General features: G+C 64.6%; 20 protein-coding genes. 9 read left to right on the top strand and 11 right to left on the bottom strand.

Annotated features, from left to right (window positions below; translation table 11 throughout):
- Window positions 1–5: 5 nt before the first annotated feature.
- The 9 genes from BM171_RS14575 to BM171_RS14535 all read right to left on the bottom strand — a co-directional run bounded on the left by BM171_RS14575 (window position 6) and on the right by BM171_RS14535 (window position 12,606).
- Window positions 6–1,514, bottom strand: a complete 1,509-nt coding sequence (locus BM171_RS14575) for a fused MFS/spermidine synthase (RefSeq protein WP_175497569.1) — start codon at window positions 1,512–1,514, stop codon at window positions 6–8.
- A gap of 41 nt (window positions 1,515–1,555) precedes the next feature.
- Window positions 1,556–4,690, bottom strand: a complete 3,135-nt coding sequence (locus BM171_RS14570; protein ID WP_093013939.1) for an efflux RND transporter permease subunit — start codon at window positions 4,688–4,690, stop codon at window positions 1,556–1,558.
- 3 nt (window positions 4,691–4,693) lie between these two features.
- Window positions 4,694–5,830 carry an efflux RND transporter periplasmic adaptor subunit gene (locus tag BM171_RS14565; protein WP_093013936.1) on the bottom strand — a complete coding sequence of 379 codons (1,137 nt, stop codon included), beginning with the start codon at window positions 5,828–5,830 and terminating at the stop codon, window positions 4,694–4,696.
- Between the two features lie 157 nt (window positions 5,831–5,987).
- Entirely contained in the window at window positions 5,988–7,145 is a 1,158-nt protein-coding gene (locus BM171_RS14560) for an alpha-hydroxy acid oxidase (protein ID WP_245760279.1), read from the bottom strand.
- On the bottom strand, window positions 7,145–7,888 hold the full coding sequence (locus BM171_RS14555) for an SDR family oxidoreductase (protein WP_093013930.1): 744 nt from the start codon (window positions 7,886–7,888) through the stop codon (window positions 7,145–7,147). Before BM171_RS14555 ends, BM171_RS14560 begins: the two co-directional genes overlap by 1 nt.
- A gap of 12 nt (window positions 7,889–7,900) precedes the next feature.
- A complete protein-coding gene (locus BM171_RS14550) occupies window positions 7,901–8,665 on the bottom strand; it encodes a glucose 1-dehydrogenase (protein ID WP_093013928.1) in 765 nt (254 codons plus the stop codon).
- Between the two features lies 1 nt (window position 8,666).
- On the bottom strand, window positions 8,667–9,965 hold the full coding sequence (locus BM171_RS14545) for a M24 family metallopeptidase (protein ID WP_093013925.1): 1,299 nt from the start codon (window positions 9,963–9,965) through the stop codon (window positions 8,667–8,669).
- A 65-nt stretch (window positions 9,966–10,030) separates the two neighbouring features.
- Entirely contained in the window at window positions 10,031–10,840 is an 810-nt protein-coding gene (locus BM171_RS14540; RefSeq protein WP_093013922.1) for an SDR family NAD(P)-dependent oxidoreductase, read from the bottom strand.
- A 17-nt stretch (window positions 10,841–10,857) separates the two neighbouring features.
- The gene (locus BM171_RS14535) at window positions 10,858–12,606 is read right to left on the bottom strand and encodes an ABC transporter substrate-binding protein (RefSeq protein ID WP_093013919.1); all 1,749 of its coding nucleotides are present in this window, start codon (window positions 12,604–12,606) and stop codon (window positions 10,858–10,860) included.
- 313 nt (window positions 12,607–12,919) lie between these two features.
- Between BM171_RS14535 and BM171_RS14530 the strand changes: the two genes are divergently transcribed.
- From BM171_RS14530 to BM171_RS14495, 8 genes are all read left to right on the top strand, one after another.
- Window positions 12,920–13,873 carry a sugar ABC transporter substrate-binding protein gene (locus BM171_RS14530; protein ID WP_093013916.1) on the top strand — a complete coding sequence of 318 codons (954 nt, stop codon included), beginning with the start codon at window positions 12,920–12,922 and terminating at the stop codon, window positions 13,871–13,873.
- A gap of 83 nt (window positions 13,874–13,956) precedes the next feature.
- Entirely contained in the window at window positions 13,957–14,754 is a 798-nt protein-coding gene (locus BM171_RS14525; protein ID WP_093013913.1) for an SDR family NAD(P)-dependent oxidoreductase, read from the top strand.
- A 62-nt stretch (window positions 14,755–14,816) separates the two neighbouring features.
- Entirely contained in the window at window positions 14,817–15,791 is a 975-nt protein-coding gene (locus BM171_RS14520; RefSeq protein ID WP_093013910.1) for an ABC transporter permease, read from the top strand.
- Window positions 15,792–15,804: 13 nt separating this feature from the next.
- On the top strand, window positions 15,805–16,806 hold the full coding sequence (locus BM171_RS14515) for an ABC transporter permease (RefSeq protein ID WP_093013907.1): 1,002 nt from the start codon (window positions 15,805–15,807) through the stop codon (window positions 16,804–16,806).
- Complete coding sequence (locus BM171_RS14510) at window positions 16,803–18,314, top strand: sugar ABC transporter ATP-binding protein (protein WP_093013904.1); 1,512 nt, start codon at window positions 16,803–16,805, stop codon at window positions 18,312–18,314. The genes BM171_RS14515 and BM171_RS14510 overlap by 4 nt, the downstream gene beginning before the upstream one ends.
- Entirely contained in the window at window positions 18,314–19,180 is an 867-nt protein-coding gene (locus tag BM171_RS14505; RefSeq protein ID WP_093013901.1) for an NAD(P)-dependent oxidoreductase, read from the top strand. The genes BM171_RS14510 and BM171_RS14505 overlap by 1 nt, the downstream gene beginning before the upstream one ends.
- The gene (locus tag BM171_RS14500; RefSeq protein WP_093013898.1) at window positions 19,180–19,893 is read left to right on the top strand and encodes a ThuA domain-containing protein; all 714 of its coding nucleotides are present in this window, start codon (window positions 19,180–19,182) and stop codon (window positions 19,891–19,893) included. The genes BM171_RS14505 and BM171_RS14500 overlap by 1 nt, the downstream gene beginning before the upstream one ends.
- A 33-nt stretch (window positions 19,894–19,926) precedes the next feature.
- On the top strand, window positions 19,927–20,784 hold the full coding sequence (locus BM171_RS14495; RefSeq protein WP_093013895.1) for a fumarylacetoacetate hydrolase family protein: 858 nt from the start codon (window positions 19,927–19,929) through the stop codon (window positions 20,782–20,784).
- Window positions 20,785–20,801: 17 nt separating this feature from the next.
- Here the strand turns inward: BM171_RS14495 and pobA are convergent, their stop codons facing one another.
- Window positions 20,802–21,983 (bottom strand): 4-hydroxybenzoate 3-monooxygenase, encoded by a 1,182-nt coding sequence (gene pobA / locus BM171_RS14490; protein ID WP_093013892.1) that lies wholly within the window; start codon window positions 21,981–21,983, stop codon window positions 20,802–20,804.
- Window positions 21,984–22,183: 200 nt separating this feature from the next.
- On the opposite strand from pobA, the gene BM171_RS14485 reads away from it, so the two are divergent.
- Window positions 22,184–23,071, top strand: coding sequence for a helix-turn-helix domain-containing protein (locus BM171_RS14485; protein WP_093013889.1), 888 nt, complete (start codon window positions 22,184–22,186; stop codon window positions 23,069–23,071).
- Window positions 23,072–23,086: 15 nt separating this feature from the next.
- Here the strand turns inward: BM171_RS14485 and BM171_RS14480 are convergent, their stop codons facing one another.
- Window positions 23,087–24,346 carry a glycerate kinase type-2 family protein gene (locus BM171_RS14480; protein ID WP_093013886.1) on the bottom strand — a complete coding sequence of 420 codons (1,260 nt, stop codon included), beginning with the start codon at window positions 24,344–24,346 and terminating at the stop codon, window positions 23,087–23,089.
- Between the last annotated feature and the right edge of the window lie 33 nt (window positions 24,347–24,379).

Below are 24,379 nucleotides of genomic sequence, written 5' to 3'. Positions count from 1 at the left end.
TCGGGTTAGCGGTGTCCGATCCAGCCGCGATCGTCGGTGAAGACGCGGGCCTCGCTGATATCCGCGACTTCGTAATTCTCGGGTAGTGTCGGCAATGGCTCGAGCGGCGCACGGGAGGCGACGAAAAGGATGTTGGTCCGGCCCCTGGCGTTGACCTGACCACGGACGGCCGCGACATGCTCGTATACGTCCCTCAGAACCGCGTTTGTGCCGCGCGCGAGGCGGCCATCTGGGCTGTCGAGAATGTTCACGTACACCGGGCCGCGCACGATGTCCCTGAGGCGGGTGAAGGTCTCTCGCGTAACCAGATGCGCGGGAACGGAGCCTGACGAGAACGCATCCATGACCGCCGCGTCGAAGCGGAGATCGGTCTCGTTGAGAAAAACGCGCCCGTCCGCATGGGCGATGCCGAGGCGATCCTCGGGGTCGGGACCGTCCGAGACGTCATAGCCTGTTCGCGCGATCATGGCGCCCGCGCTCGGCATGCGGCGCTGCACGACCTCCGTCACCAATGGGTCGATCTCCACCGCGACAGCCTGCGCTTCAGGGCGCGAGGCCAGCAGCTTCGTTGGCAAGGTGTAGCCGCCGCCACCCACGAACAGAACGGAAGGGTCTGGGCCAAGATCGCGATCCATGCGCGCCCAGAGCCAGTCGGTGTAACTGAGCGCCATCTCGATCTCGTCATCCTCGCGCTCTCCCGGTATCACGCGCTCGGCCGCTTGCACCGTGCCGTCGGAGACGAGACGCACCTCTGCGCCGCGCTCCACCACGTGCAGGCAGGAGAGACCGGACTCGTACTGGCAGACCGGCGCGCCCGCGAGACCGGCGAAGCCGACAAATCCCGCTGCGGCCACCGTCACGCCCGCATTTCCCTGCGCGCCATCGCGCAGGAATGGCAGGCAGGCGAGAGCGAGCGCCCCGCAGGCGGCGAAAGTCGCCGTCGAGCCGATCAGCGGCAGGGTCACGAACCCGGCGAGGATCGCCCCGAAGATCGCGCCCACCGATCCGGCGGCCAGCACGAAGCCGAGAGAGGATCCCTCCCGGCCGGGCCGCGCCTCGATCGCCAGTTTCGCCAAAAGCGGTGACGGCAGGGTCACGAAAACCGAGGCTGGGAAGAAGACGATCACGACGCTTGCCATCATGCCGCCGGTGCCTCGCGCGCCCAGCGCATGGACAAGCCCGAGGAGTGCCGGGGACGCGGCCATCAAGACTGCCGTCGCGATCAGCGCGTGACGTACATTCCGCAAGGCCTCCGCGCGTGGCCGCTCTGCCACGATGCCGCCGAGCGCGCTGCCGAGGGAGAACCCGCCCAGAACGGTCGCGATCACGGTCGTCCAAGTCAGGAGAGACGTGCCGAAGAAGGGCGCGAGGACGCGACCCGCGGCAATCTCGTATGTGAGACCCACGGCCGAGAGGACGAGGATCAGGGCGATGGCGATGGAAAAGCGGATGACGGCCTCCTTCTCTGGCCTGATGCTGCGGCCCCAGCCTCGGTGAAAGGATCTGGGGGGCATGCTGCAAAATTTATGGTCTCGGAGAGTGTTCCTGGCTCACCTCATGCAGGCTGCGGCGCACCCTGCACAGGCGCTTTCTCCCGTTTCAGACGTCGGCGTTCCCCCAGCATGAGCATGGCCGGCGTCACGACCAGCGTCAGCAGCGTCGCGACCACGAGGCCGCCGACAATCGCGCTCGACAGCTCGGTCCAGTATTGCGTCGAGGGCGCACCGAACACGATCTCCCGCGTGAAGAAGTTCAGGTTCATCCCGAAGACCATTGGCATCAGCCCGAGGGCCGTCGTGATCGAGGTCAGCAGGACCGGCCGCAGACGTTGTGCCCCGGTCCTGAGCGCTGCCTCGCGCGGGGCCATTCCGGCCTTCTTCAGGTCGTTGAAGGTGTCGATCAGCACGATGTTGTTGTTCACGACGATTCCCGCCAGGGCGATGACGCCGATCCCGCCCATCACGACGCCGAAGGGGCGCCCGGTCACGATTAGCCCCAGAAGAACACCGGCGATCGAGAAGACGATGGCGCTCATCACGACGAAAGCCTGGTAGAAATTGTTGAACTGCAGAACGAGGATCACGAGCATCAGAAGGATCGCGGAGATGAAGGCGCCCATCAGGAAGACCATTGTCTCGGCCTGATCCTCGGACTCGCCCGCGAAACTGTAGCTGACGCCCTCGGGCAGCTCCGTGTTCTCGAGGGCCGATTGAAGCGCCGTGATCTGATCGTTGACCAGAAGCCCCGGCGCGACATTCGCCTCGATGGTCACGACGCGCTGCTCGTCGATGCGGGTGATCGTGCCGGTGCGCTCGGACGGCGCGAACGTGACGAAGTTCGAGATCGGCACGAGGCCGGCGGAGGTCGGCACGCGCAGATTGCCGAGCTCGGACAGGGACCGCTCTTCAGCCGGGAAGCGCACGCGTATATCGAGTTCCCCATCGGCATCGTCGGGTCGGTAATCGGCGACCGCGATGCCCTGCGTGAGAAGCTGAACCGCCTGGCCGAGAAGGCTGACATCCGCGCCGTAGCGCGCGGCTTCAGCCCGGTCGACGAGGATGGAGAGCTCGACGCCGGGCAGGGGGCGCGTGTCGGTGACATCGGTGAAGCCGCCGATCTGCTCCATGAGAGAACGGACCTCCTCGACCGCCTCGGCCTGAACGGCCGGGTTCCGCGCGGCGATCTCCACACTGACGGGTTTGCCACTGGTCGGCCCCCCGCTTTCCGTCTGCACCTGCACATCGATCCCGGCGATATCGGCAACGTCCCGGCGGATGTCTTCGCCGATCTCGGCCGCGGGACGCCGCTCGTCCCATTCAGTCAGTTCGAGTTGAAGCGTGCCGATCGTTTCCTCGTCGCCCTGGCCCCCACTCATGGTGGAGCGTGCATAGAGTGTCTCGACCTCTTCGTAAGGCAGGATGCGTTCCTCGACCTGCCGAACGAGGCGGTCGCGCTCGTAGATCGAGAAATTGTCCCGTGCGCGCACCTGGACCTGCATGAACTCGGGCTCGACCGAGGGAAAGAACGTCAGGCCCTTGCCGAACTGGCCGTAGATCCCGAAGCCGCCGAGGAGCATGGCCAATGCCAGAAGCACTGTCGCGCCCGGCCGCAGGATCGCTCGCTCGAGGAGGCGCGTGTAGAGCCCGGTCAATCCGCCCATGCGGCGCGGATCGCCATGCTCTGCCTCGTATAGCGCGCGCTTGGCCGCGCCGGTCTGCGGCTGGCGTTTGCCGATCAGCCCGCCCAGAACCGGAATGAAGATGAGCGCCATGAAGAGCGAGGCGAACAGCGTCAGAAGCACGGTGATCGGCAGGAACTTCATGAATTCGCCGACCATCCCCGTCCAGAAGAGGAGCGGGAAGAAGACACTCAGCGTGGTCGCGGTCGACGCGATGATCGGCCAGGCCATCCGCTTGGCGGCATGGGCATAGGCGTCTTTCGGCGATGCACCCTCCTGCAAGCGCCTGTCCGCAAGCTCGGTCGTTACGATCGCCCCGTCGACCAGCATGCCGACCACGAGGATCAGCGAGAACAGGACGACGATGTTCATCGTGTATCCCATCACCCAAAGCGCGCTGACGCCCGCAAGAAACGCGCCGGGAATGGCGAGGCCCACGAGGATGGCGGAGCGCCCGCCAAGCGCGGCGACCACGACGATCATCACGAGGATGACCGCGGCGATGACATTGGCCTCGAGATCGGAGAGCAGCGTCTCAACCTGTTCAGACTGATCCTGGAGGTAGGTCACCTCGACGCTGTCGGGCCATTCGGCGCGCAGCTCTTCAAGCTTGGCCTTGGTGGCGGCGACCGTGTCGATGATGTTCGCGCCGGAGCGCTTCGTGACCTCGAGGGCGAGGGCGGGCTGCCCGTCGATCCGGGCAAAACCGGTTGGATCCTGGAAGGTCCGCCGGATCGTCGCGACATCCTCGAAGGTGACGACCGCGTCGCCGCGCACCTTCACCGGGATGTCCATGACATCCTCGAGATCCTCGATCAGACCCGGCACCTTGAGAACGACGCGGCCGCCACCTGTCTCGATGGCACCGGCCGCGATCAGCCGATTGTTCCGCTGGAGCTGGTTAATGAGCTCGTCGAAGCTGAGATTGTAGGTCTGGAAGACGGTCGGATCGATCAGCACTTCAAGGAACTCGTCGCGCGCGCCGCCCACATCGACCTCGAGTACGCCGGGTAAGCCGCCGACCTCCTCGCTCGCCTCTTCGGCGATGTCGTTGAGCGTGCGTTCGGGCACCGGGCCGGAAATCAGGGCGGTGATGACGGGAAAGAGCGCGGTATTTATCTCGGTGATGACGATGTCGGAGGCATCTTCGGGCAGATCGCTCTCCACGCGGTCCACGGCTTCGCGGACCTTGTCGAGCGCCTCGTCGGTATCGCCGCCCGGCGTGAATTCGAGCTGGATGCTGGCAAAGCCCTCGGAGGCGTGGCTTTCCATCGTCTCGAGCCCCGAGATCGACGCGAACTCCGTTTCCATCGGCTCCACGAGCAGGCGCTCGGAATCCGAAGGGCTGATCCCCTCCAGGCTGGTCGAGACGTAGACAAGGGGCAGGGGCACCTCGGGATTGGCCTCTTTCGGAATCGAGACATAGGCATAGGCCCCGACACCGAGGATCATCACCAGCGCCATCAGGACCACGCGGCTTCGCGAGAAGGCGGCGTCAATCAGGGCGTTCATGGCTCACCCTCCCTGCGCGGTCTGTTCGGCCCGGTCGTCGGATGCGGGCCTCGGGGCCACGACTTCCCCTTCGTTGACGAACCCTTGCCCGACGGTGATGACACGTGCCTCCTCGGGAAGTCCGGTGACGTAGATGCCGCCGATTTCGGCGCGGACGATCTCGATTGGATGGAAGACAACTCGGTTGTCCGCGTCGACGGTCTTCACGCCGAGGCGTCCCTCGGGGTCGAGCGACACCGTGGAGGGTTGCACGAAATGCGCTTGCGTCTCGCCTGTCGGAATACGCACCTCGGCTGAGATTCCGGCCGGGATCGCGCCATCGGCATTGGGCACCTCGACTTCCGTCAGGAAGGTGCGGGTCTCCGAACTGGCGGAAGTGCCGACGAAGCTGACCGTGCCCTCGCGCTCCTCTCCGGTGATGAAGCTGACCGTGGCGGGCTGGCCGTTGTCCAGCCGGCGCAGCGATTGTTGCGGCACCTGGATCGACACGGTGAGAGGACGGTTGTCCACGATGCGGCCGACCTCTGTTCCGGCTTGCACATATTCGCCCACATCGAGTGACAGGGTCTCGAGCCGGCCCGCGAAGGGGGCGGAAATGTCGAGATTGTCGAGCGTTTGCTCTGCCTGCGCGACAGACGCATTCGCAGCGGCCAGCGTCGCGCGCGCCTGGCTGACGCGATCAGCGGTTGCCACGCCGCGTTCGAGCAGCGCCGAAGCATTGTCGAACTCGCGCTGGGCGCGGGCGCGCTCCTCACGGGCGCGGGTCAGATCGGCCTCGGCGCTCTCCGCCGACAGGCGTGCGATGGTCGCCCCTTCGGAGACATCGTCGCCCTTGCGATGCATGACCTCCGCGATGTCGCCAGAGGCTTCGGCGCGGATCGACGTGTCGCGATCGGGCAGGGCCTGGCCTTCGGCCTGGAACCACAGGGTGACTGGCTCGGGCGTGGATTGAGTGACCGTCACCGCGACCGGCGCGATCCCGCCGTCGTCGTCCGTTGCCGGCTGTGGAGTTTCGGAAGGCAGAACGAAGCCGCTGCCCATCCAGCCCACGATCACCACGACGAGGCCGGCCGCGATCCATGTCGAGCGGGACGCCCCGCGATCGTCGTTGAAGTCCAGCGGTTTGCGTTGCTCGGCCATGCCTTACACCTTTTGTTTGCCGTTTATGAGCACGGCAAGATGTCGGTATCGTATACGGGTGCGCGCGTCGGCACACGCGCCCGTATTTGGGCCAATTCCGGTTTGAGTGAAAGGGAGGTGCCCGGATAGTGATCGCAGGCGCGCGCGGGATGAGGGCTCAGGCGGTGCGTGCTTCCGCGCGTGGAGGTGTCAGTTGCGCCGGGCCGACATCGCGGAAATCGGGCACTCCGAGCTGCCCGAGCGCGCGGATGGTCTCAAGCGTGAGGATATCCACCGCGCGCTTGGCCCCCGCCTCGCCGCCCGCGCCGACGCCGTAGGCCAGCGCGCGCCCGGCAAAGACGAAGTCGGCTCCGAGCGCCTTGGCCCGCAAGATATCGGCTCCGCGCCGCACACCGCTATCGAGCGCGATCGCGATCCTACCAGAGACCTCCGCCACGATCGCGGGCAGCGCGTCGATCGTCGCGGGCCCGAAGGCGACCTGCCGGCCGCCGTGATTCGACACCACGATCCCGTCGCAACCGATCTCGGCACAAAGACGCGCATCCTCGGGATGCAGGATGCCTTTCACGAGCAACTTGCCTGTCCAGCGGCCCCGCAGCGTCTTGAGCGCCTCCCAGGTGAAACCGGGTGTGATGAGTGTTTTCTGCACGTCGGCATAGGACGTCGCGGCTTTCAGAAGGTCGGCATAATTGGCGATGTTCGGCGTGCCGGCCGAGAGGCTTGCGAGGGCCCAGCGCGGGTTCATCGCGCATTGCAGCACCACCTCGGGCGTGAACTTGAACGGCACGGCAAGCTGGTTGCGGATGTCGCGGTCGCGCTTGCCCGCGGCGGGCACATCGGCGGTGACGACGAGCGTGTCAAAGCCTGCCGCTTCGGCGCGTGCGATCAGGCTTTCGGTGACATCCGCATCGGCAGAGACGTAGAGCTGGAACCAGCCGTTACCGTCCGCGGCCTTCGCAAGATCCTCCAGCCGCGTGGAGGCGGCGGAACTCGCGACGTACGGAATGTTCTCGCGCTTGCAGAGCCGCGCGATCACCACGTCCGCGCCCGGCCAGAACGCGTTGAGCATGCCGATCGGGGCCATGCCGAAGGGCAGGGCGTAGCCGCGCCCCAGAAAACGCGCGCTCGTGTCGATCCGGCCCACGTCGCGCATGTAGCGCGGCGTCAGCTCGACCTCGTCGAAGGCTTCGGCGTTGCGGCGCAGGTTGCGCTCGTTCTCGGCGCCACCATCGACGAGATCGAAGGCGAAGCGCGGGATCCGGCGCTTCGCTATCAGGCGCAGATCGTCGATGGAGGCCGCCCGATCGAGACGCATCAGATCGACCAGCCGCCATCGATTGCGAAAGCCTGGCCGGTGGTGAAACCGGCCATGTCACTGGCAAGGTAGGCCACCATCTCGGCGATCTCCTCGGGCGTGCCGAGCCGTCCCATCGGCTGACGATCCTTGAAGGCGGCGAGCGCCTTGTCGAAATCGCCCGTCGCCCGCAGACGGTCCTCGAGAGAAGGGCTCTGCACCGTGCCGGGACAGATCGCGTTGCAGCGGATGCCTTCCTTCACGAAATCGGCGGCGATCGACTTGGTCATGCCGATGATCGCCGCTTTCGAGGCCCCATAGGCGAAGCGGCGTGGCGCGCCTTTCTCGCTGGAGACGATGGAGGCGATGTTGACGATGGAGCCAGCGCCCTTCTCGCGCATACCGGGGATCACAGCCTTGGTGAGGCGAAAGAGAGCTTTTGCATTAAGCGCGAAAGAACGGTCCCAGACCTCCTCGTCGCAATCGAGGATGGTGCCGTCATGCACCCAGCCCGCACAATTCACCAGGATGTCGATGCCCGGATTGTCCGCAACGAGCGCCGCCACGGCCTCCGCGTCCAGCACGTCGAGCCTGTGCGCCGTGATCCGGTGGTTGCCGTTCGCCAGATCCGCGACGGCATCGCCGTCGATATCGGTCGCGATGACATTGGCCCCGAGCGCCGCCAGCTTCTGGGCAGAGGCGCGTCCGATGCCTGCGCCCGCTGCTGTGACGAGCGCGGTCTTTCCGGTCATGATTTCAGTCATGTCATTTCCTCCTCAACGCGCGAGCCAGCCGCCATCGACGGTCAGAACGCCGCCGTGGCAATAGCTTGCGGCATCCGATGCCAGGAACACGGCGGCTCCGGCCATTTCCGATGGATCGGCGAAGCGCCCGGCGGGTATCCGGTCCAGAAGCGCCTTCGAGCGCTCGGGATCGTCCCGCAGGGCTTGTGTATTGTCGGTGGCGGTGTAGCCCGGCGCGATGGCGTTCACGTTGACGCCGAGCGGCGCCCATTCGTTGCAGAGCGCCCGGGTCAGCCCGATCACGGCGTGTTTCGACGAGGCATAGGCGGGGACGCGCAAGCCCCCTTGCGAGCCAAGCACCGACGAGACGATCACGATCTTGCCTGAGCCTTGAGCCACCATGCGCCTCCCCGCAGCCTGGCTCATCAGCCAGACGGCGTCGAGATTGACCGAGATGACCCGCCGCCACTCATCGAGCGGCATATCGGTCGAGTCCTCGCGATGGATGATGCCCGCGTTGTTCACGAGGATGTCGAGCCCGCCGAGCGCGTCGGCGGCAAAGCCCGTGACCTCTTCTGCGGCAGCCTCATCCATCCCGGTGAAATCGGCCTTCACGGCGGCGGCCTTGCGGCCCATCGCCTCGATCTTCGCGGTGGTCTCTTCCGGGGCGTGGCTGCGATAGGTCAGCGCCACGTCCGCACCGGCGGCGGCAAGGCCGAGGGCAATGCCCTCGCCGATGCCCGTCGCGCCGCCGGTGACAAGGGCACGGCGGCCTGTCAGGTCGAACGGAGTGCCCATGTCAGTACCGGTTCGCAATCGGCAGCTCTTCTGCCGGGAAGAGCGAGATGACCTCGCAGCCCGTCTCGGTCACCACGACCTCTTCCTCGATCCGCGCGGCCGAATACCCGTCTGCCGCCGGGCAATAGGTCTCGAGCGCAAAGACCATGCCGGTCTGGATCTCCATCGGGTGATCGAGGCTGACCGCGCGGGAAATGATCGGGCGCTCGTGCAGCGCAAGGCCGAGCCCGTGACCGAATTGCAGGCCGAAGGCCGCATCCTCGTTCGGAAAGCCCAGTGATTCCGCAGTCGGCCAGACCTCGGCCACCTTGTCGGTCGAGACTCCCGGCTTGATCATCGCGATCGAGGCGTCGATCCATTCGCGCGCCTTCACGTAGGCGTCGTTCTGTGCAGGCGTCGCACGTCCGACGTTGAAGGTGCGGTAATAGCAGGTCCGATAGCCCTGATAAGACTGGAGAATATCGAAGAACGCCTGGTCACCGGGACGGATCAGCCGGTCGGTGAAGTTGTGCGGATGCGGGTTGCAGCGCTCGCCCGAGATGGCGTTGATCGCCTCGACATCGTCCGAGCCCATCTCGTAGAGCAGTTTGTTCGACATCGCGACGATGTCGTTCTCCCGCACGCCGGGCTTCAGCTCTTCGTAGATCATGTGGTAAACGCCATCGACCATCGATGCGGCCTGCGTCAGAAGCTGAATCTCGTCCCAATTCTTGATCTCGCGCGCGCCGAGCATGATCTGCTGGCCGTCGACGACCTTGATGCCCTCTTCCTGTAGCGCGTGGAACATCGCGGTCTCGGCGTAGTCGACCCCGACCGGCATATCCGCCATTCCTGCGTCCTTGATCAGCTCCGCGATCATCTTGGCGTATTTCTTCATCAGGCCGAATTCGGGCGGGATCGTTCCGCGCATGCCCACGACGCCGGCGAGGCAATGGTCGGGCTCGAGCCAGTCGGAGTATTTCTGGTGGTGCACCGCGGCAGAGCCGAAGTCCCAGACATACGGAGAATCGTCGCCCGTCAGCAGGCAGAAGCGGCACATCTTGTCCCGTTCCCATTCGCCGATCTTCGTGGCCGACACATAGCGGATGTTGTTGACGTCGAAGAGCAGGAGCGAGCCGGCCTGCGAGGCCTTCAGCGACTCGCGGGTGCGCGCCAGCCGGTAACGGCGCAGGCGGTCATGGTCGATCCGGCGCTCGAAATCGACCGACATGTGGCCGGGGGAGGGCAGCTTGGCCTCCCATTGCCAATTGGGCTCGAGATCTTGCGGCGTGAGCAGGTTCGGCATCAGGGCGCGTGACATTGGATAACTCCTCCGGGGCACGCAGACACGTGCCCTCTCTCCATGAAAATCAGGTGTTTGATCGGTTACTTCGTGACCCAGCCGCCATCGATGGAGATCATCTGGCCGGTCATGTAATCGCTGTCATCCGAGGCCAGGAACGAGGCGGTGCCGATGATGTCCTTGGGGTAGGAGACCCGCTTGATCACGAGATTGCTGTCGACGATGTCGTCATAGGCCTGCCCCTCGCGTTCCTTGAAGCCGATCTCGACGAGATCCTTGTCGAGTTGCTCCCAAAGCGGGGTGACGACGACACCGGGCGCGTAGCCGTTGACGGTGATATTGTGCTCGGCGAGCCCAAGCGCGCCGCATTCCGTCAGCGCGAGGCAGCCGTATTTCGAGGTGCAGTAGACGGTCACGTCGATGAGTGGCTTGCGCGAGGCGATCGAGCCCACGTTGATCAGCTTGTAGGGATGATCCTCCATCGGGCCTTGCGCGATCATCTGGCGGGCGACTTCCTGCATCCCGAGCCACATCGCCTTGGTGTTCACGTTCATGATCATGTCCCAGTTGTCTTCATCGATATCCATGAAGAACCGGGGCTTGTTGAGGCCCGCGTTGAAGAGCCCGACATTGATCGAGCCGAACGCCTCGACCGTCGCGGCGACGGCGGCGGCGTTGTCCTCGCGCTTGGTGACATCCATCTCGACCGCGATCGCCTTGCCGCCTCCGGCCGCGTTGATCGCGTCGGCGACTTTCTGGGCCTCGGCCCCGTCGAGATCTCCAAGGCAGACATTCGCACCCTGGGCCGCGAAGGCCTCCGCATTGGCCGAACCCATGCCGCGCGCGGCACCGGTGATCAGAATATTCTTACCTTTCAGGCGATTGGGGTCCATGATCTCTCCTCCTTGAACTATGGGTCCCGGCCGGGTCGCATCAGCGCGTCTGCACGCGCCTGCGCCTTTTGCAGCGTCTCGCGCGGTGAGCTCAGCCCGCGCAGCATGTCGTGGAATTCCTCGCCGCAGATGCGGATGATCTCGTTGATCTCGGGCACAGGGGGGCGCGGCCAGAACTGCAATTCATCCCGCCAGGACATCTGGTCGATCGCCTCGAAGATCGGCGAGGTGCGGCGCACATCCGGGTCGGCCCCGACGGAATAGCGCGGATTGGTCCGGCTGCCATTCTGCACGTATAGTTTCTGCGCGCTGGGCGAGGTGAAGACCGACAGGGCCTCGACCGCGGCGGGTATCCGCTCGGGTGCGAGATTGGCCGGAATGCCGAGCACGTAGCCGCCCACGGGCGCGATCTGGCGTCCGCCCGGCCCGGCGGGATGCGGCAGATAGCCCGTCTGCCCGTTCGCGGGCGACATCTCGTCGAGCTCGAAATACGGCGCGAGCAGCGTGTAGCCATAGGCCATCGCCACGGTGCCTGCCGCGTAGGGGCGAACCCGCTCATACCAGGACATCGAGAGGATATCGGGCGGCGAATAGTCCAGCAGCTCGCGCAGGAATTCGGCCGCCTGAAGCCCGGCCTCGGTATCGATCGTCGCGCGATATTCCCCGCGCGCGAGATGCGAGGTGCCGTAGCCGCCTGCAATCTCGGGCAGGTCGAGGACAGGCTGCCCGAAATCCGCGAATGTCATCAGGACCGTGTGCCCAAGCGCGGTGCCACGCGCGGCGTTCCAGGCGATGCCGTAGCGGCGGCGGCGCGGCTCGTTGAGGGTCCGCGCGGCATGGAGCAATTCATCGGTCGAGGTCGGCGGCTCGAGCCCGGCTTTGGCGAACATGTCCCGGCGATAGAACAAAAGCTCCGGCGTCGTCTGGGCCGGCACGCCATAGGCACGCCCGCCCCAATGCGCCGCCTGCCAGCCGGCTGTATGGAAGTCGGCGGGATCGACGCGCTCGGGATCCATCACGGCATCGAGCGGCATCAGCACGCCCTTTTCCGCGAATTCCCCGATCCAGGGCAGGTCCACGGCGATGATGTCGTATCGGCTGACGCTCCGCTCCGAATTGCGAAGCGCCTCGACGCGCAAACGGTCGATGGAAAAGGCGCGCTGGCTGATCTGCGCGCCGATCACCTGTTCGAATTGCTGCTTGAGGCTCTCCATGACCATGAAGGTCGGATCGCCATGCACCAGCACACGCAGGCCACCCGACAGCTTGAGCGGTTCGGACAGAACGCTCAGCGCGGGAATCGAATGTGCCGACGCATAACTGCCGCCGAAATAGTAATCCTGCGTCTCGCGCGAGCGGTGCGCGCCGCCGAAACGCAGATCGGCAAGGCGATGGAGGCGTCCCGACAACTGCAGCCATTCTTCGAGCAATTTCTGGCTCGGATGCATGGAGAAGCTCTTGCCTGTCCGAGTGCGCGCGCGCTTCTCGATCAGGCCGGCCTCGATCATCTCGCTCATGCGCCTGGTCGCCGTCGCGTAGGGCACGCGGCTCGCCCCGATGAGCGCGGTGGGCGTGATTGTCTTGCCGGTGAAATGGCCGTTCAGAAGATGCAGGGCCATCCGCAGATGCGGGTTCGGACCGATGACATCGAGCGCGCCTTCGAGCTCGTCGTTCATCTCGTTGAGGAAATCGAGCATGTCCAGCGTATCGGCATTCGCCTGTGGCGATACCGGCGCGCTGAAGCTATCTCCTCTCGTGGCGTTCATCCGCTTTCCAGATTTGTCCTGCGCTGGGTTCGAGGTCCGGCGACTTGAAATGTCCACATCGGATTTTCGGGATCGGTCCATGCGAAACTCCTGTCATAGTGTCGGGGCTTGGAAGTTGAGCGTATCTGCATGATGTCCGTTTTGGATGTTTTATTATCCAAAATGGATAATTATTCGGCATTTCCGAAGGGTAAACCCGTGCACGATCCATCCTGTCCGGCATGTCGTTGCTGTTTCGCAGCCGACCAACCTGCCGCCGGGAGGGGCGGTAGGTGCTACGGATCGACAACAGGATTCTTAGGGAGGAACCCACATGACACTTCGCAGCACGCTCGTCGTCTCGACGGCACTCGCAGCTCTTGCCGGCACCGCGTCGGCCCAGTCGATGCAAATCGGGATCACGCAGAACAATGTTGGCGTCGACAGCTATCAGACGACATACGAGCAAGCCTTCATCGCGGCGGCGGAAGCCAATGACGATGTCGAAACCGTCGTGCTCGACGCGGGCGGCGACGTCGCGCGCCAGATCGCGCAGATGGAAGACCTGATCCAGCAGGAAGTCGATGCCATTATCATCTGGCCGACCAACGGCGAGGCGGTCATTCCCGCCGTTCGAAAGGCCAGCCAGGCCGGTATCCCGGTGATCGTCACCAATTCCAACATCGCCGAGCAGGGCTTCGATTTCGTGGCATCCTTCTCGGGCCCCGACAACATCACGCAAGGCGCGCGCTCGGCAGAGATCATGTGCGACCGTTTCAAGGCGCAAGGCATCGACGGCGAGGCGCAGATCGTGCAGATCTCGGGCCAGCCCGGCTACACCACCGCCATCGAGCGCGCGCAGGGCTTCGAGGAGCGTCTGCCCGAGGTCTGCCCGGACGTGACGCTGATGGAAACGCAGCCCGGCGACTGGAACCGCGAAAAGTCGCAGCAGGTGATGGAAGCCTTCCTCGTGAAGTATGACGACATCGACGGTGTCTATGCGGGTGACGACAACATGGGCGTCGGTGCACTCAACGCCGCGAAAGCCGCGGGCCGGGCAGGCGACATCACCTTCGTCGGCGCGACCAACTTCGCCGTCGGATACGAGGCGATGGCGGCGGGCGAATACTGGGGCTCGATCTACCAGTCTCCTGTCGATGACGCCGAAGCCGCTCTGCAGACTGCGATCGACGTGCTGAACGGCGAGGACGTGCCGTTCCTCAACTACTTCGACACGCCGAAGATCACGCAGGACAATATGGACGAGTTCACCAAGCCCGTCTTCTGAGGCTCCTCCCCCCGTGCGGGGCGCGCATTGCCGCGTGCCCCGCACTTTTACCAGTATTTCAGGACGTTCGTGGGAGGAGAGGCATGGCTCGCGTGAAGGATCGCGTCTGCATCGTTACGGGTGCCGCCCAAGGGATTGGCCGCGCCATCGGGGAGGCCTTGCTCGATGAAGGGGCGAAGGTCTGCTTCGCTGATATCAACGGAGGCAAGGCTGCCGAGGTCGCCGAGGCCAACAAAGGCCGCCTCAACGGAAACAGCAGCAATGTCACCTCCGCATCCGTCGATGTGACCAACCGCGAGGCGGTGCGTGCGATGATCGCGCATACGGTCGAGATGTTCGGTCGGCTCGACGTGAAATTCAACAATGCCGGCGTGAACAAGCCCATGAACTTCATGGACGTCACCGAGGACAACTGGAACTTCATCATGGGCGTGAATGGGCTCGGCTGCATGATCGGCATGCAGGAGGCCGCGCGCCAGATGATCGCGCAAGGCGGAGGCGGCAAGATCGTCAACACTGCCTCCATCGCCAGCCGCCAGGGTTTCGACAATGTCGCGCCCTATTGCGCGTCGAAATGGGCTGTCGTCTCGCTCACGCAATCGGGTGCGCGCGATCTGGCGAAACACGATATCACGGTCACGGGCTTTGCGCCGGGCGTCGTGGCCACGGAGATGTGGGAACAGGTCGACAAGGACCTCATGCAGATCGGCGCGGCGACGCGGCCGGGGCAGGCGATGGAGGAATTCTCCTCCGAGATCCTTCGCGGCCGCGTGGCGAAACCCGAGGACATCACCGGGACGACGACGTTCCTGGCCTCGAAAGACAGTGACTACATGACCGGGCAGATCGTGATGATCGACGGCGGAATGACTTTGGTCTGACGCCGCACCGCGAGGGCGCAGGGGAGAGCGCCGAAACAGCCAGCGTTCTTAGGGAGGGAGCCATGGTAACAGTCTCGAGACGAGAGATCGGCAGCATGCTGGCAAAGCAGGGTATCCTGATCGCCTTCGCGCTGTTCATGATCGGCTTCACGCTTGCCAACGCGAAATTCCTGTCGGTGGACAACGTCTTCAGCGTCGTGCGTTCCTCGGCGATCCTCGGAGTTATGGCGCTCGGCGTTACCTTCGTGGTCATCTCGGGCAACCTCGATCTTTCGGTCGGATCGATGATGTCCTTCTCGACCATCGTGGTCCTGGATCTGCACGACAAGATCGGCCCGGCGCTCGCGATACCAGCGATGTTCGCGATGACGCTCTGTCTTGGTGCCTTCATCGGCTTTCTTGTCGGGTATCTCAGGCTCAATTCGCTGATCGTCACGCTGGGAATGCTGTCGGCGATCCACGGGCTGACGCTGACCTATTCGGGCGGTCAGAACATGGATATCGCCGACAAGGAGGGAACGTGGTTCAGCGTCTTCGGGCAGGGCGCGATCCTGGGCGTGCCGACGCCGATCCTGATGTTCCTGTCTCTCGCGGCGCTGCTCGGGCTTGTCCTCGCCAAGACGCCGTTCGGGCGCAAGGTCTACGCGGTCGGCGGCAACGGTACGGCGGCGACCTTCTCGGGGATCAAGCGCGCGCGGACTGTCTTTACCTGCTACCTCATCTCGGCGGGCTGCGTCGCGGTCGCGGGCCTCATCCAGGCAAGCCGGTCGCTCGGCTCGCAGAACACCGTGGGGCAGGGGCTCGAGCTTGAAGTGCTGGCCGCCGTGATCCTCGGTGGTGCCTCGCTGATGGGCGGTGTCGGCACGATCTTCAAAACGGTGATCGGCGTGCTGATCCTCGGCTTCATCCAGAACGGGCTGCTGCTTCTGGGACTTCCCTTCTATTTCCAGTTCGTCGTGACCTGGATCATCATCATCCTTGCTGTCTGGCTCGATATCGCGGCCAAGCGCGGCAAGCTCTGGTCCCCGATCGCCTGAGGAGAGGAACACCATGCAACCCGGAGCATTGTCCAAGGCGCTGAAAGGCGGCGCGATCTGGGGCTTCATCGTGCTGGAGCTGATCTTCTTCAGCATCGCCGGACAGTTCCTGTCGCTGTCGGACACGGCCTTCATGGATTTCGACAACATGCTGCTGCTGCTCAAGCAGTCCGCGCCGATCGGGATCATCGCGATGGGCATGACCATCGTCATGGTCAACGGCAATATCGACCTCTCCGTCGGCGCGACCTTCGCCATCGCCGCAATCGTGCTTCTGGACAGCATGACCTGGCCGATCTTCGCAGGTCTCGGCGACTGGGTGATCCCGGTTGCGTGGCTTCTGGCACTGCTCGCGGGAACGGCGTTCGGCGCGCTCAATGGGCTCATCGTCTGGAAGACAGGCGTCGACGCCTTTATCGTCACGCTGGGCTCGATGCTGGGCTACCGGGGGATCGTGTTCCTCTTCAACGGCGAGAACCCGACGAGCCATCTCAACTGGACGCTGGTCGATTTCGCGGAGGCGGAGTTTCTCGGCCTCGCCACCGCCTCCTGGTTCCTGCTGGCGGTCACGCTCGGGATCTGGCTTCTGATGACGCGCACCGTGCATGGGCGCAACGCCTACGCGATCGGAGACAACCGAGAGGCGGCGGTGAATGCCGGCATCCGCGTCGGCCCGCACATGATGATCAATTTCGCGATCATCGGCTTTCTGGCCGCGCTCTCGGCGGTGGTCTTCTACTCCGAAAGCGGATCGGTGAACCCCAATGACGGGCAGCTCTACGAGCTGTGGGTCATCACGGCGGTCGTCCTTGGCGGCACCAAGATCACCGGCGGCGCGGGGTCGGTCATCGGCACGTTCGGGGGCGTCATCGCGATCCAGCTTCTGCGCAAGGGGCTTGGACATATCGGCGCGGACACGTCGACGGTGAACCTCGTGATCGGCCTGATCCTGATCGCGGTGCTGTTCCTCGACCGTCAGCTGAACCTCAAGGGCAAGGAGGCGCTGAGAATATGAGCCATGTGAAACCGGTCCTGCATCTCGAAGACATCGTGAAGACCTTTCCGGGCGTCCGGGCGCTCGACGGGGTGTCGTTTTCGGTCATGCCCGGCGAAGTTCACGCGCTGATGGGCGAGAACGGTGCGGGCAAGTCCACGCTGATGAAGGTGCTGGGCGGCATTCACCAGCCCGATGGCGGCGCGATCTTCATGGGCGAGGAGCGCGTCGTCATGTCCGGCCCGCTCGAGGCGAAAGCCAAGGGCATCGTGTTCATTCACCAGGAGCTGAGTCTCGCCGAAGAGCTGTCTGTCGCAGAGAACATCTATCTCGGGGAGCTGCCGCGGAAATCCTTCGGCCGGGTCGATTGGGTCACGCTTCGCGAGAAGACCGACGCGATCCTCAAGAAGCTGAACGTCGCGTTCAACGCCCGCACGCGGGTCGGTGACCTGTCCATCGCCAACCAGCAGATGGTGGAGATCGCCCGCGCGCTGACCGTCGACGCCAAGGCGGTGATCTTCGACGAGCCGACCGCCTCGCTGACCGATGCCGAGAAAGTCGTGCTCTTCGACGTCATCGCCGATCTGCAGAGAGAGGGCGTCGGGATCACCTATATCTCGCACCGGATGGAGGAGATCTTCAAGATCACCGACCGCATCACGGTGCTTCGCGACGGTCAGTATCAGGGCACGCTGGAGACGGCGGAAACGAACGAAGAGGCGGTCACGCAGCTGATGATCGGGCGCAAGCTCGACCTCAGCCGGAACCCCTCCCATCACGAGCTCGGCGAGATCGCCCTCGAAGTGCGCGGTCTGAGCTGCGGCTCGCTCTACGAGGATGTGAGCTTTCATGTCCGCAGCGGCGAAGTGGTCGGCTTTTACGGGCTGGTCGGCGCCGGGCGCACCGAGATCGCCGAGACGCTCTTCGGCCTGCGAACGCCTTCGCACGGCACGATCCTGCTCGAAGGTGAGGACGTGCGCCTCAATTCGCCCGCCGATGCCATCGCCAAGGGCATCAGCCTCGTGCCGGAGGATCGCAAAGGGCAGGGGCTGGTTCTGGGCATGAATTGCCGGGACAACATGACCCTGCCGCAGGTCGATGACCTGAAGGCGGGGCCGTTCGTCGCGGAAGGGGCGGAAATCTCGATCTTCGACCAGTACCGCGACCGGCTCGATATCCGCACGCCGGGCTGGAAACAGAAGGTCGGCAATCTCTCGGGCGGGAACCAGCAGAAGATCGTCATCGGCAAGTGGCTGTCGATGAAGCCCAGCGTTCTCATCGTGGACGAGCCGACGCGAGGTATCGATGTCGGGTCGAAATCCGAGATCCACAAGCTCCTGCGCTCGCTGGCGGCACAAGGCTACGCGGTGATCGTCATCAGCTCCGAGATGCCCGAGGTGCTGCATGTCTCAGACCGCATCGTCGCGATGTATTCCGGCCGGGTCATGCGGACCTTCACCTCGGAGGAAGTGACCGAGGACAGCCTGATCCAGGCGATTTCGGGTCTTGGCGGCGACAAGGCCGCGTGATGCGGGTCGGGTTCGCAGGTCTGGGCCGGATGGGCTCTCTCATGGCGCGCAATATCGCGGCGTCCGGGGCAGAGCTGTCCGTCTGGAACCGCACGGCATCGAAAGCCCATGCCTTCGCGGTCGAGCATGGCTGCGAGGCGGCCGAGACGCCCCGCGCCCTCGCCGACGCCGCGGACGTGGTCGTGACGATGCTGGCCGATGACGAAGCCTCGTCCGAGGTGCATCACGGGCCGGACGGCCTTCTGGCGGCGTCGCGCTGCGGCACCTTCATCGAGATGGGCACGGTCAGCCCGGATCATATCGCGGCGCTTGGCGACACGGCAGGACCGAGCGTGCGCGTGATCGATGCGCCGGTTTCGGGGGCCACGCAAGCGGCAGACGCGGCGCAGCTTCTCATCATGGCGGGCTGCACCGAGGACGAGGCGGCGCCCTTCGCGACCCTCTTCGGCGCGATGGGAACGAAAACGATCTGCCTCGGCGCGCCAGGGGCTGGCGCGGTAATGAAGCTCGCGGTGAATTCGCTCATCCACGGCATGAACCAGACCCTCGCAGAGGCACTTGTCCTGTCGGAGGCGGCTGGCATCGCGCCGGGGGCGGCGTTCGACGTGATCGAGGCCAGCGCCGCAGCCGCGCCGATGTTCTCCTACCGCCGGCCGCTATATCTCGATGAAGCCGATCACGACGTGAGCTTCACTGTCGCTCTGGCGCGGAAGGACATGCAGCTCGCGGGCGATCTGGCGCGCGCTCTCGGCACCCGGATGCCGCAGGGCGACGTGACGCTGGAGCTTCTCGGCGATGCGGAACGCCACGGTTACGCCGCGCGCGACATGGCGGCGATGCTCGATTACATGCGAAAGGGATCGTGATGAAAGCTGCGCTCTTCGTCGGCGGCTGGGAAGGCCACGCGCCGACCGATTTTGCCGATTGGTACAGGGATTTGCTCGAGGCGAACGGTGTCGAAGTCGCGGTCTACGACACGCTCGAGCCGCTCGAACGCCCCGAAGACCTTGCCGATCTCGATCTCATCACGCCGATCTGGTCCTCCGCCCGCTCGGGCCACCAGGCCGAGTTCGGCAACATGACCAAGCCGCAGGAAGACGGGCTCCTGAAACTGATCGGCGATGGCTGCGGTCTTGCCGGCTGGCACGGACATATGGGTGACGCGTTTCGCGACCGGCCGACCTATCACTTCCTGATCGGCGGGCAGTTCGTGGCACATCCGCCGGGCTGGCCCGACAACCTTCAGCCGCGCGAGGATTACATCGACTACGACGTGACGATCTGCCGGCCGGACGACCCTATCGTGAAAGGCATCCGCAGCTTCCGCCTCACGTCGGAGCAATATTACATGCTCGTCGATCCCTCGAACGAGGTGCTGGCGACCACGACCTTCTCCGGCGAGCACTTGTGGTGGATCGAAGGGACGGTCATTCCTGTCGTGTGGAAGCGCCGGTGGGACAAGGGACGAGTGTTTTATTGCTCCATCGGGCACGAGCTTGACGATCTGCGCCGGCCCGAAGTCACGGAAATCATCCGCCGAGGCGCGCTCTGGGCGGCGGACGGCAAGACGGCGGCCTGAGCCGCACGAAAGAACGAAAGGAAAGGCAAGACCATGAAACTTGTACGCTACGGCGCCCCCGGCGCAGAGAAGCCGGGCCTCATCGACGCGGAGGGCCGGGTGCGAGACCTCTCGGGCGCGGTGCCTGACATCGCGGGCGAGGCGCTGCATCCCGAGGGGATCGCGAAACTGGGCGGGATCGATCCCGAAAGCCTGCCGCTCGTCGATGGTACGCCGCAGGACGATTTACGGCTCGGTGCCTGCGTCGGCTCTATCGGCAAGTTCATCTGCATCGGCCTCAACTATGCCGACCACGCCGAAGAGGCCGGGATGCCGATCCCGCCCGAGCCCATCATCTTCAACAAGTGGACGTCCTCCGTGGTCGGGCCGAACGACGCGATCCAGATCCCGCGCGACTCGGTCAAGACCGACTGGGAGGTCGAGCTTGGCGTCGTCATCGGCAAGCCCGGCGTTTATATCGACGAGGCCGACGCGCTCTCGCATGTCGCAGGCTATTGCGTCGTCAACGATGTCTCCGAGCGGGAATTCCAGATCGAGCGCGCGGGCACATGGGACAAGGGCAAGGGATGCGACACGTTCGGCCCCACCGGCCCCTGGCTCGTCACGCCCGACGAGGCCGGAGATATCGACAATCTCGACATGTGGCTCGATGTCGATGGCGAGCGGATGCAGACCGGCACGACCGCGACGCTCATCTTCAAGGTGCCGCATCTCATCGCCTATTGCAGCCGGTTCATGAGCCTTCAGGCGGGCGACGTCATTTCCACGGGCACGCCGCCGGGTGTCGGCATGGGGATGAAGCCACCGCGCTACCTCAAGGGCGGCGAGATGGTCAGCCTCGGCATCGCGGGGCTCGGGGAGCAGCGTAGCCCGGTTCTCGCCCCGGCATAGGGGCGCGCCGCTGCCGATTATTCGAGCGGCAGCCCCACGTAATTCTCCGCGACCGCCCGCGAGGCGGTCTCGGAGCTTTGCAGATGATCGAATTCCGCGCGCTGCATGCGTTTCTCGAACGGCGAATTCTCGGGGAACTGGTGCATCAGCAGCGAAAGCTGCCAGGAGAAGCGCTCGACCTTCCAGACCCGTCTCAGGACCGTCTCGGAATAAGCGTCGATATGCGCGTCGGTTCCTTCGCGGTAATGCGCGATGAGTGCGCGTGCGAGAATGCGGATATCGGCGAGAGCGAGGTTCAGGCCCTTTGCGCCTGTGGGTGGCACGATATGCGCGGCATCGCCCGCAAGGAACAGGTTCCCGTAACGCATGGGCTCCGCCACGAAAGAGCGTAGCGGCGCGATCGATTTCTCGAAGGACGGTCCCGTTTCGAGGCTCCGTGCCACATCCGGGCCAAGACGACGGGCGAATTCCTCGTAAAAGCGCTCATCCGGCCAATCCGCCGGATCGTCCCGAAGGTCGCATTGCACGTAATACCGGCTGCGCGTCTCGGAGCGCATCGAGGCCAGCGCGAAGCCGCGCTCGTGGTTTGCATAGATCAACTCGGGACTGACAGGCGGTTTGTCGACCAGGATGCCGAGCCAGCCGAACGGGTAGACACGCTCGAACGTTCTCAGAACCTCGCTCGGGATCGCGTTGCGGCTCACGCCGTGGAACCCGTCGCAGCCGGCGATGTAGTCGCAGCTGATCGTCCAGTCCTCGTTCTCATGGCGGAAACGCACGCAAGGCTGATCGCTCTTGAGATCGTAGGGTGCGACCTCGGAGACGTTGAAGAAAAAGCGTTGCGCCTCCGCGATGCGCTTCTCGAACAGATCCTTCGTGACCTCTGTTTGCCCGTAGACCGTCACGGTTTTCCCGGTCAGCGCCTTGATGTCGATCCGGTGGCGGTCGCCGTCGAAGGCAAGCTCGAACCCGTCATGGGCAAGGCCCTCGCGATGCAGCCGCCCCGCGACCCCGGCCTCTTCGAGTGCCTTGACCGTGCCCTGTTCGAGAACCCCGGCACGGATACGGCCCTCGATATAGGCGCGATCCTTCCGGTCGAGCACCACGGTGTCGATGCCCGCATTGGCCAGAAGCTGCGAGAGGAGCAGCCCGCTCGGTCCCGACCCGATGATGCAGACCTGCGTCTTGAGCGTTTTCATCTTGAGAGTTCCTTACCCGGCACGCGCGAGAGACGGGGCCGTCGATCCGTTTCGAGCGCATCACGCAGGGCGACCGACCCGATCCCTTTTCAATTCAAGCTACCCACAACACACCAACGGCGCATGATCCGGCGGTGCAATTTCTTGCACTTTTCGATCAATCTTCAGAGAATTGATCTGGATCAAGGACAGCGACCAGCATGACGCAGCGCACCATACCCAGTTACGAATTGTACGGCGAGCTTCTGTCCGGCGCGTCGACGGATCCGATCCATCACGAACTGATCCGGGATCGCAGCAGCCAGCATGATTGGACAATCCGACTTCATCGCCACCGGGCGATGGCACAGGTTTTCCTCTTTCGCACCGCGAATGTCGCGTACCGGCTGGGCGATGTGACACATCGGACGAGCGAGCCTCATATCCTCTTCGTGCCGCCCGGTTTCGTGCATGGCTTCCGCTTCGACGAGGATGTCGACGGGGACGTGCTGAGCATCCGCACGGGCGACCTTCCGCCCGGCCCAAGCGAGGCGCTGCTGCCGGCGGCGATGCAAGTCCCTTGCGTTCTTGCGCGGTCGGACAGCGAGAATTTCGCGGATATCGAGGCCACGTTCCAGCAGCTGGCCCGCATCTATCGCCGCATGAACGTCGAGCGTCGCACGCTTTTGGAGACGCTCACGCAGCTCATTCTCACCTATATTGCCGGTGATGTCCGGCGTCACGCCACTATCGGGACGTTGCCGACGTCCGAGCGCCTGTCGCGGCACGAACAGCAGGCCGAAGATTTCTGCGCGCTGGTCGAACAGGACTTCCGGGAGGAGCTGTCCGTCGGTGATTACGCGAGAACGCTCGGTGTCTCGCCGCCGCACCTGACGCGGGTCTGCCGCAAGGTTCTGGGCGAGTCTCCCAACGGATTGATCCGGCAGCGGCGGCTGCTGGAAGCAAAGCGGCTCTTGGAATATACGCGGCTCTCCATCTCGGAGATCGCGCTGCGGTCCGGCTTTCGCAATCCGCCGTTTTTCTCCCGGACGTTCCGGCAATGTGTCGGCCTGTCGCCGAAATCCTACCGGAGTTCCAAGGAAGCCTGAGCTTTCCGCGTGCTCTCACTCCCGGATGAGGATCGCCCGGAAATCGTTCACGTTGGTCAGTGTCGGCCCAGTCCGGATCAGGGCGCCCGTCTTGTCGAACAGCGTAAAGCTGTCATGGGCGTCCAGCGTGGCCCGCGCATCGAGGCCCTGAGCCGACGCCAGTTGGAGGATATCGGGGCCGATGGCCGCACCCGCGGCATCCTCGGTCCCGTCGATCCCGTCCGTGTCGCCGGCCAGCGCGAAAATGCGCGGATGACCGTTCAGCGCGAGGGCGAGCGACAAGAGGAACTCCGTATTGCGTCCGCCCCGGCCGGGTTTCTGGTCGCCAACGCTCACCGTGGTCTCGCCGCCGGATATCAGGACCGCAGGGGCGGGCGCGGGCTTGCCATGCCGCGCGACCGCCTTCGCGATCCCGGCCATTGCGGTGCCGAGCTCGCGGGCTTCGCCTTCGAGCGCATCGCCGAGGAGAACCGGCGTCACGCCCGCTCCCTGGGCAATGTCTGCAGCAGCCTCGAGTGAGGCTTGCGGTGTTGCGATCAGGCGGTAATCGGGCGTGAAATCTTCGGCATCAGGCGATGGCGCGCGCAGCATCCGGGCGGCAGCATCGGGCAGGGCGGGGCGGAGCTTGTCCATGAGGTAAGACAGGTCCGCGTGCGCGGTCGGGTCCGGCACAGTGGGCCCGGACGCGATGGCCTCGGGATCGTCGCCCGGCACATCCGATATCGCGAGCGTGACAAGCCGCGCTGGTGCGGCGACCCGCGCAAGCCCGCCCCCTTTCACCTGCGACAGGCGGCGACGGACCTTGTTCATCTCCGAAATCGACAGGCCGGAAGACAGAAAGGCCTTATTGACCGCGACCAGATCCTCGAGTGTCAGCGGAGGACGTGGCAGGGACAGCAGCGCCGAGCCGCCGCCGGAGATGAGGGCCAGAACGAGATCCTCCGGCCCGGCCGACGCGGCGGCCTCCATGATCTCGCGCGTGGCCGAAAGTGCGGCGTCGTCGGGCACCGGGTGCGAGGCCTCCAGCACCTTGATCCGGTCGGTCGGCACAGCATGGCCGTAGCGGGTGACGACGACGCCCGAGAGATCGACATCGGGCCATGCGGCTTCCACCGCCTGCGCCATCGAAGCGGCGGATTTGCCTCCGCCGACGACGATGCAGCGGCCCGTGGGTTTTTCCGGCAAAAAACCGGCGAGCACTTTCGCTGGGTCGGCCGCGGCGATGGCGGCATCGAACATCCGCCTCAGAAGGGTGGAGGCGTCCTCGTCTGTCATGTCGGACCTCTGCTCTGTGTCACGCCGCATGTC

The sequence above is a fragment of the Roseivivax halotolerans genome (assembly GCF_900115815.1).
Lineage (GTDB): Bacteria > Pseudomonadota > Alphaproteobacteria > Rhodobacterales > Rhodobacteraceae > Roseivivax > Roseivivax halotolerans.
Note: the sequence above shows the minus strand (reverse complement) of the source record. Positions and strands in the feature narration are given on the sequence as shown.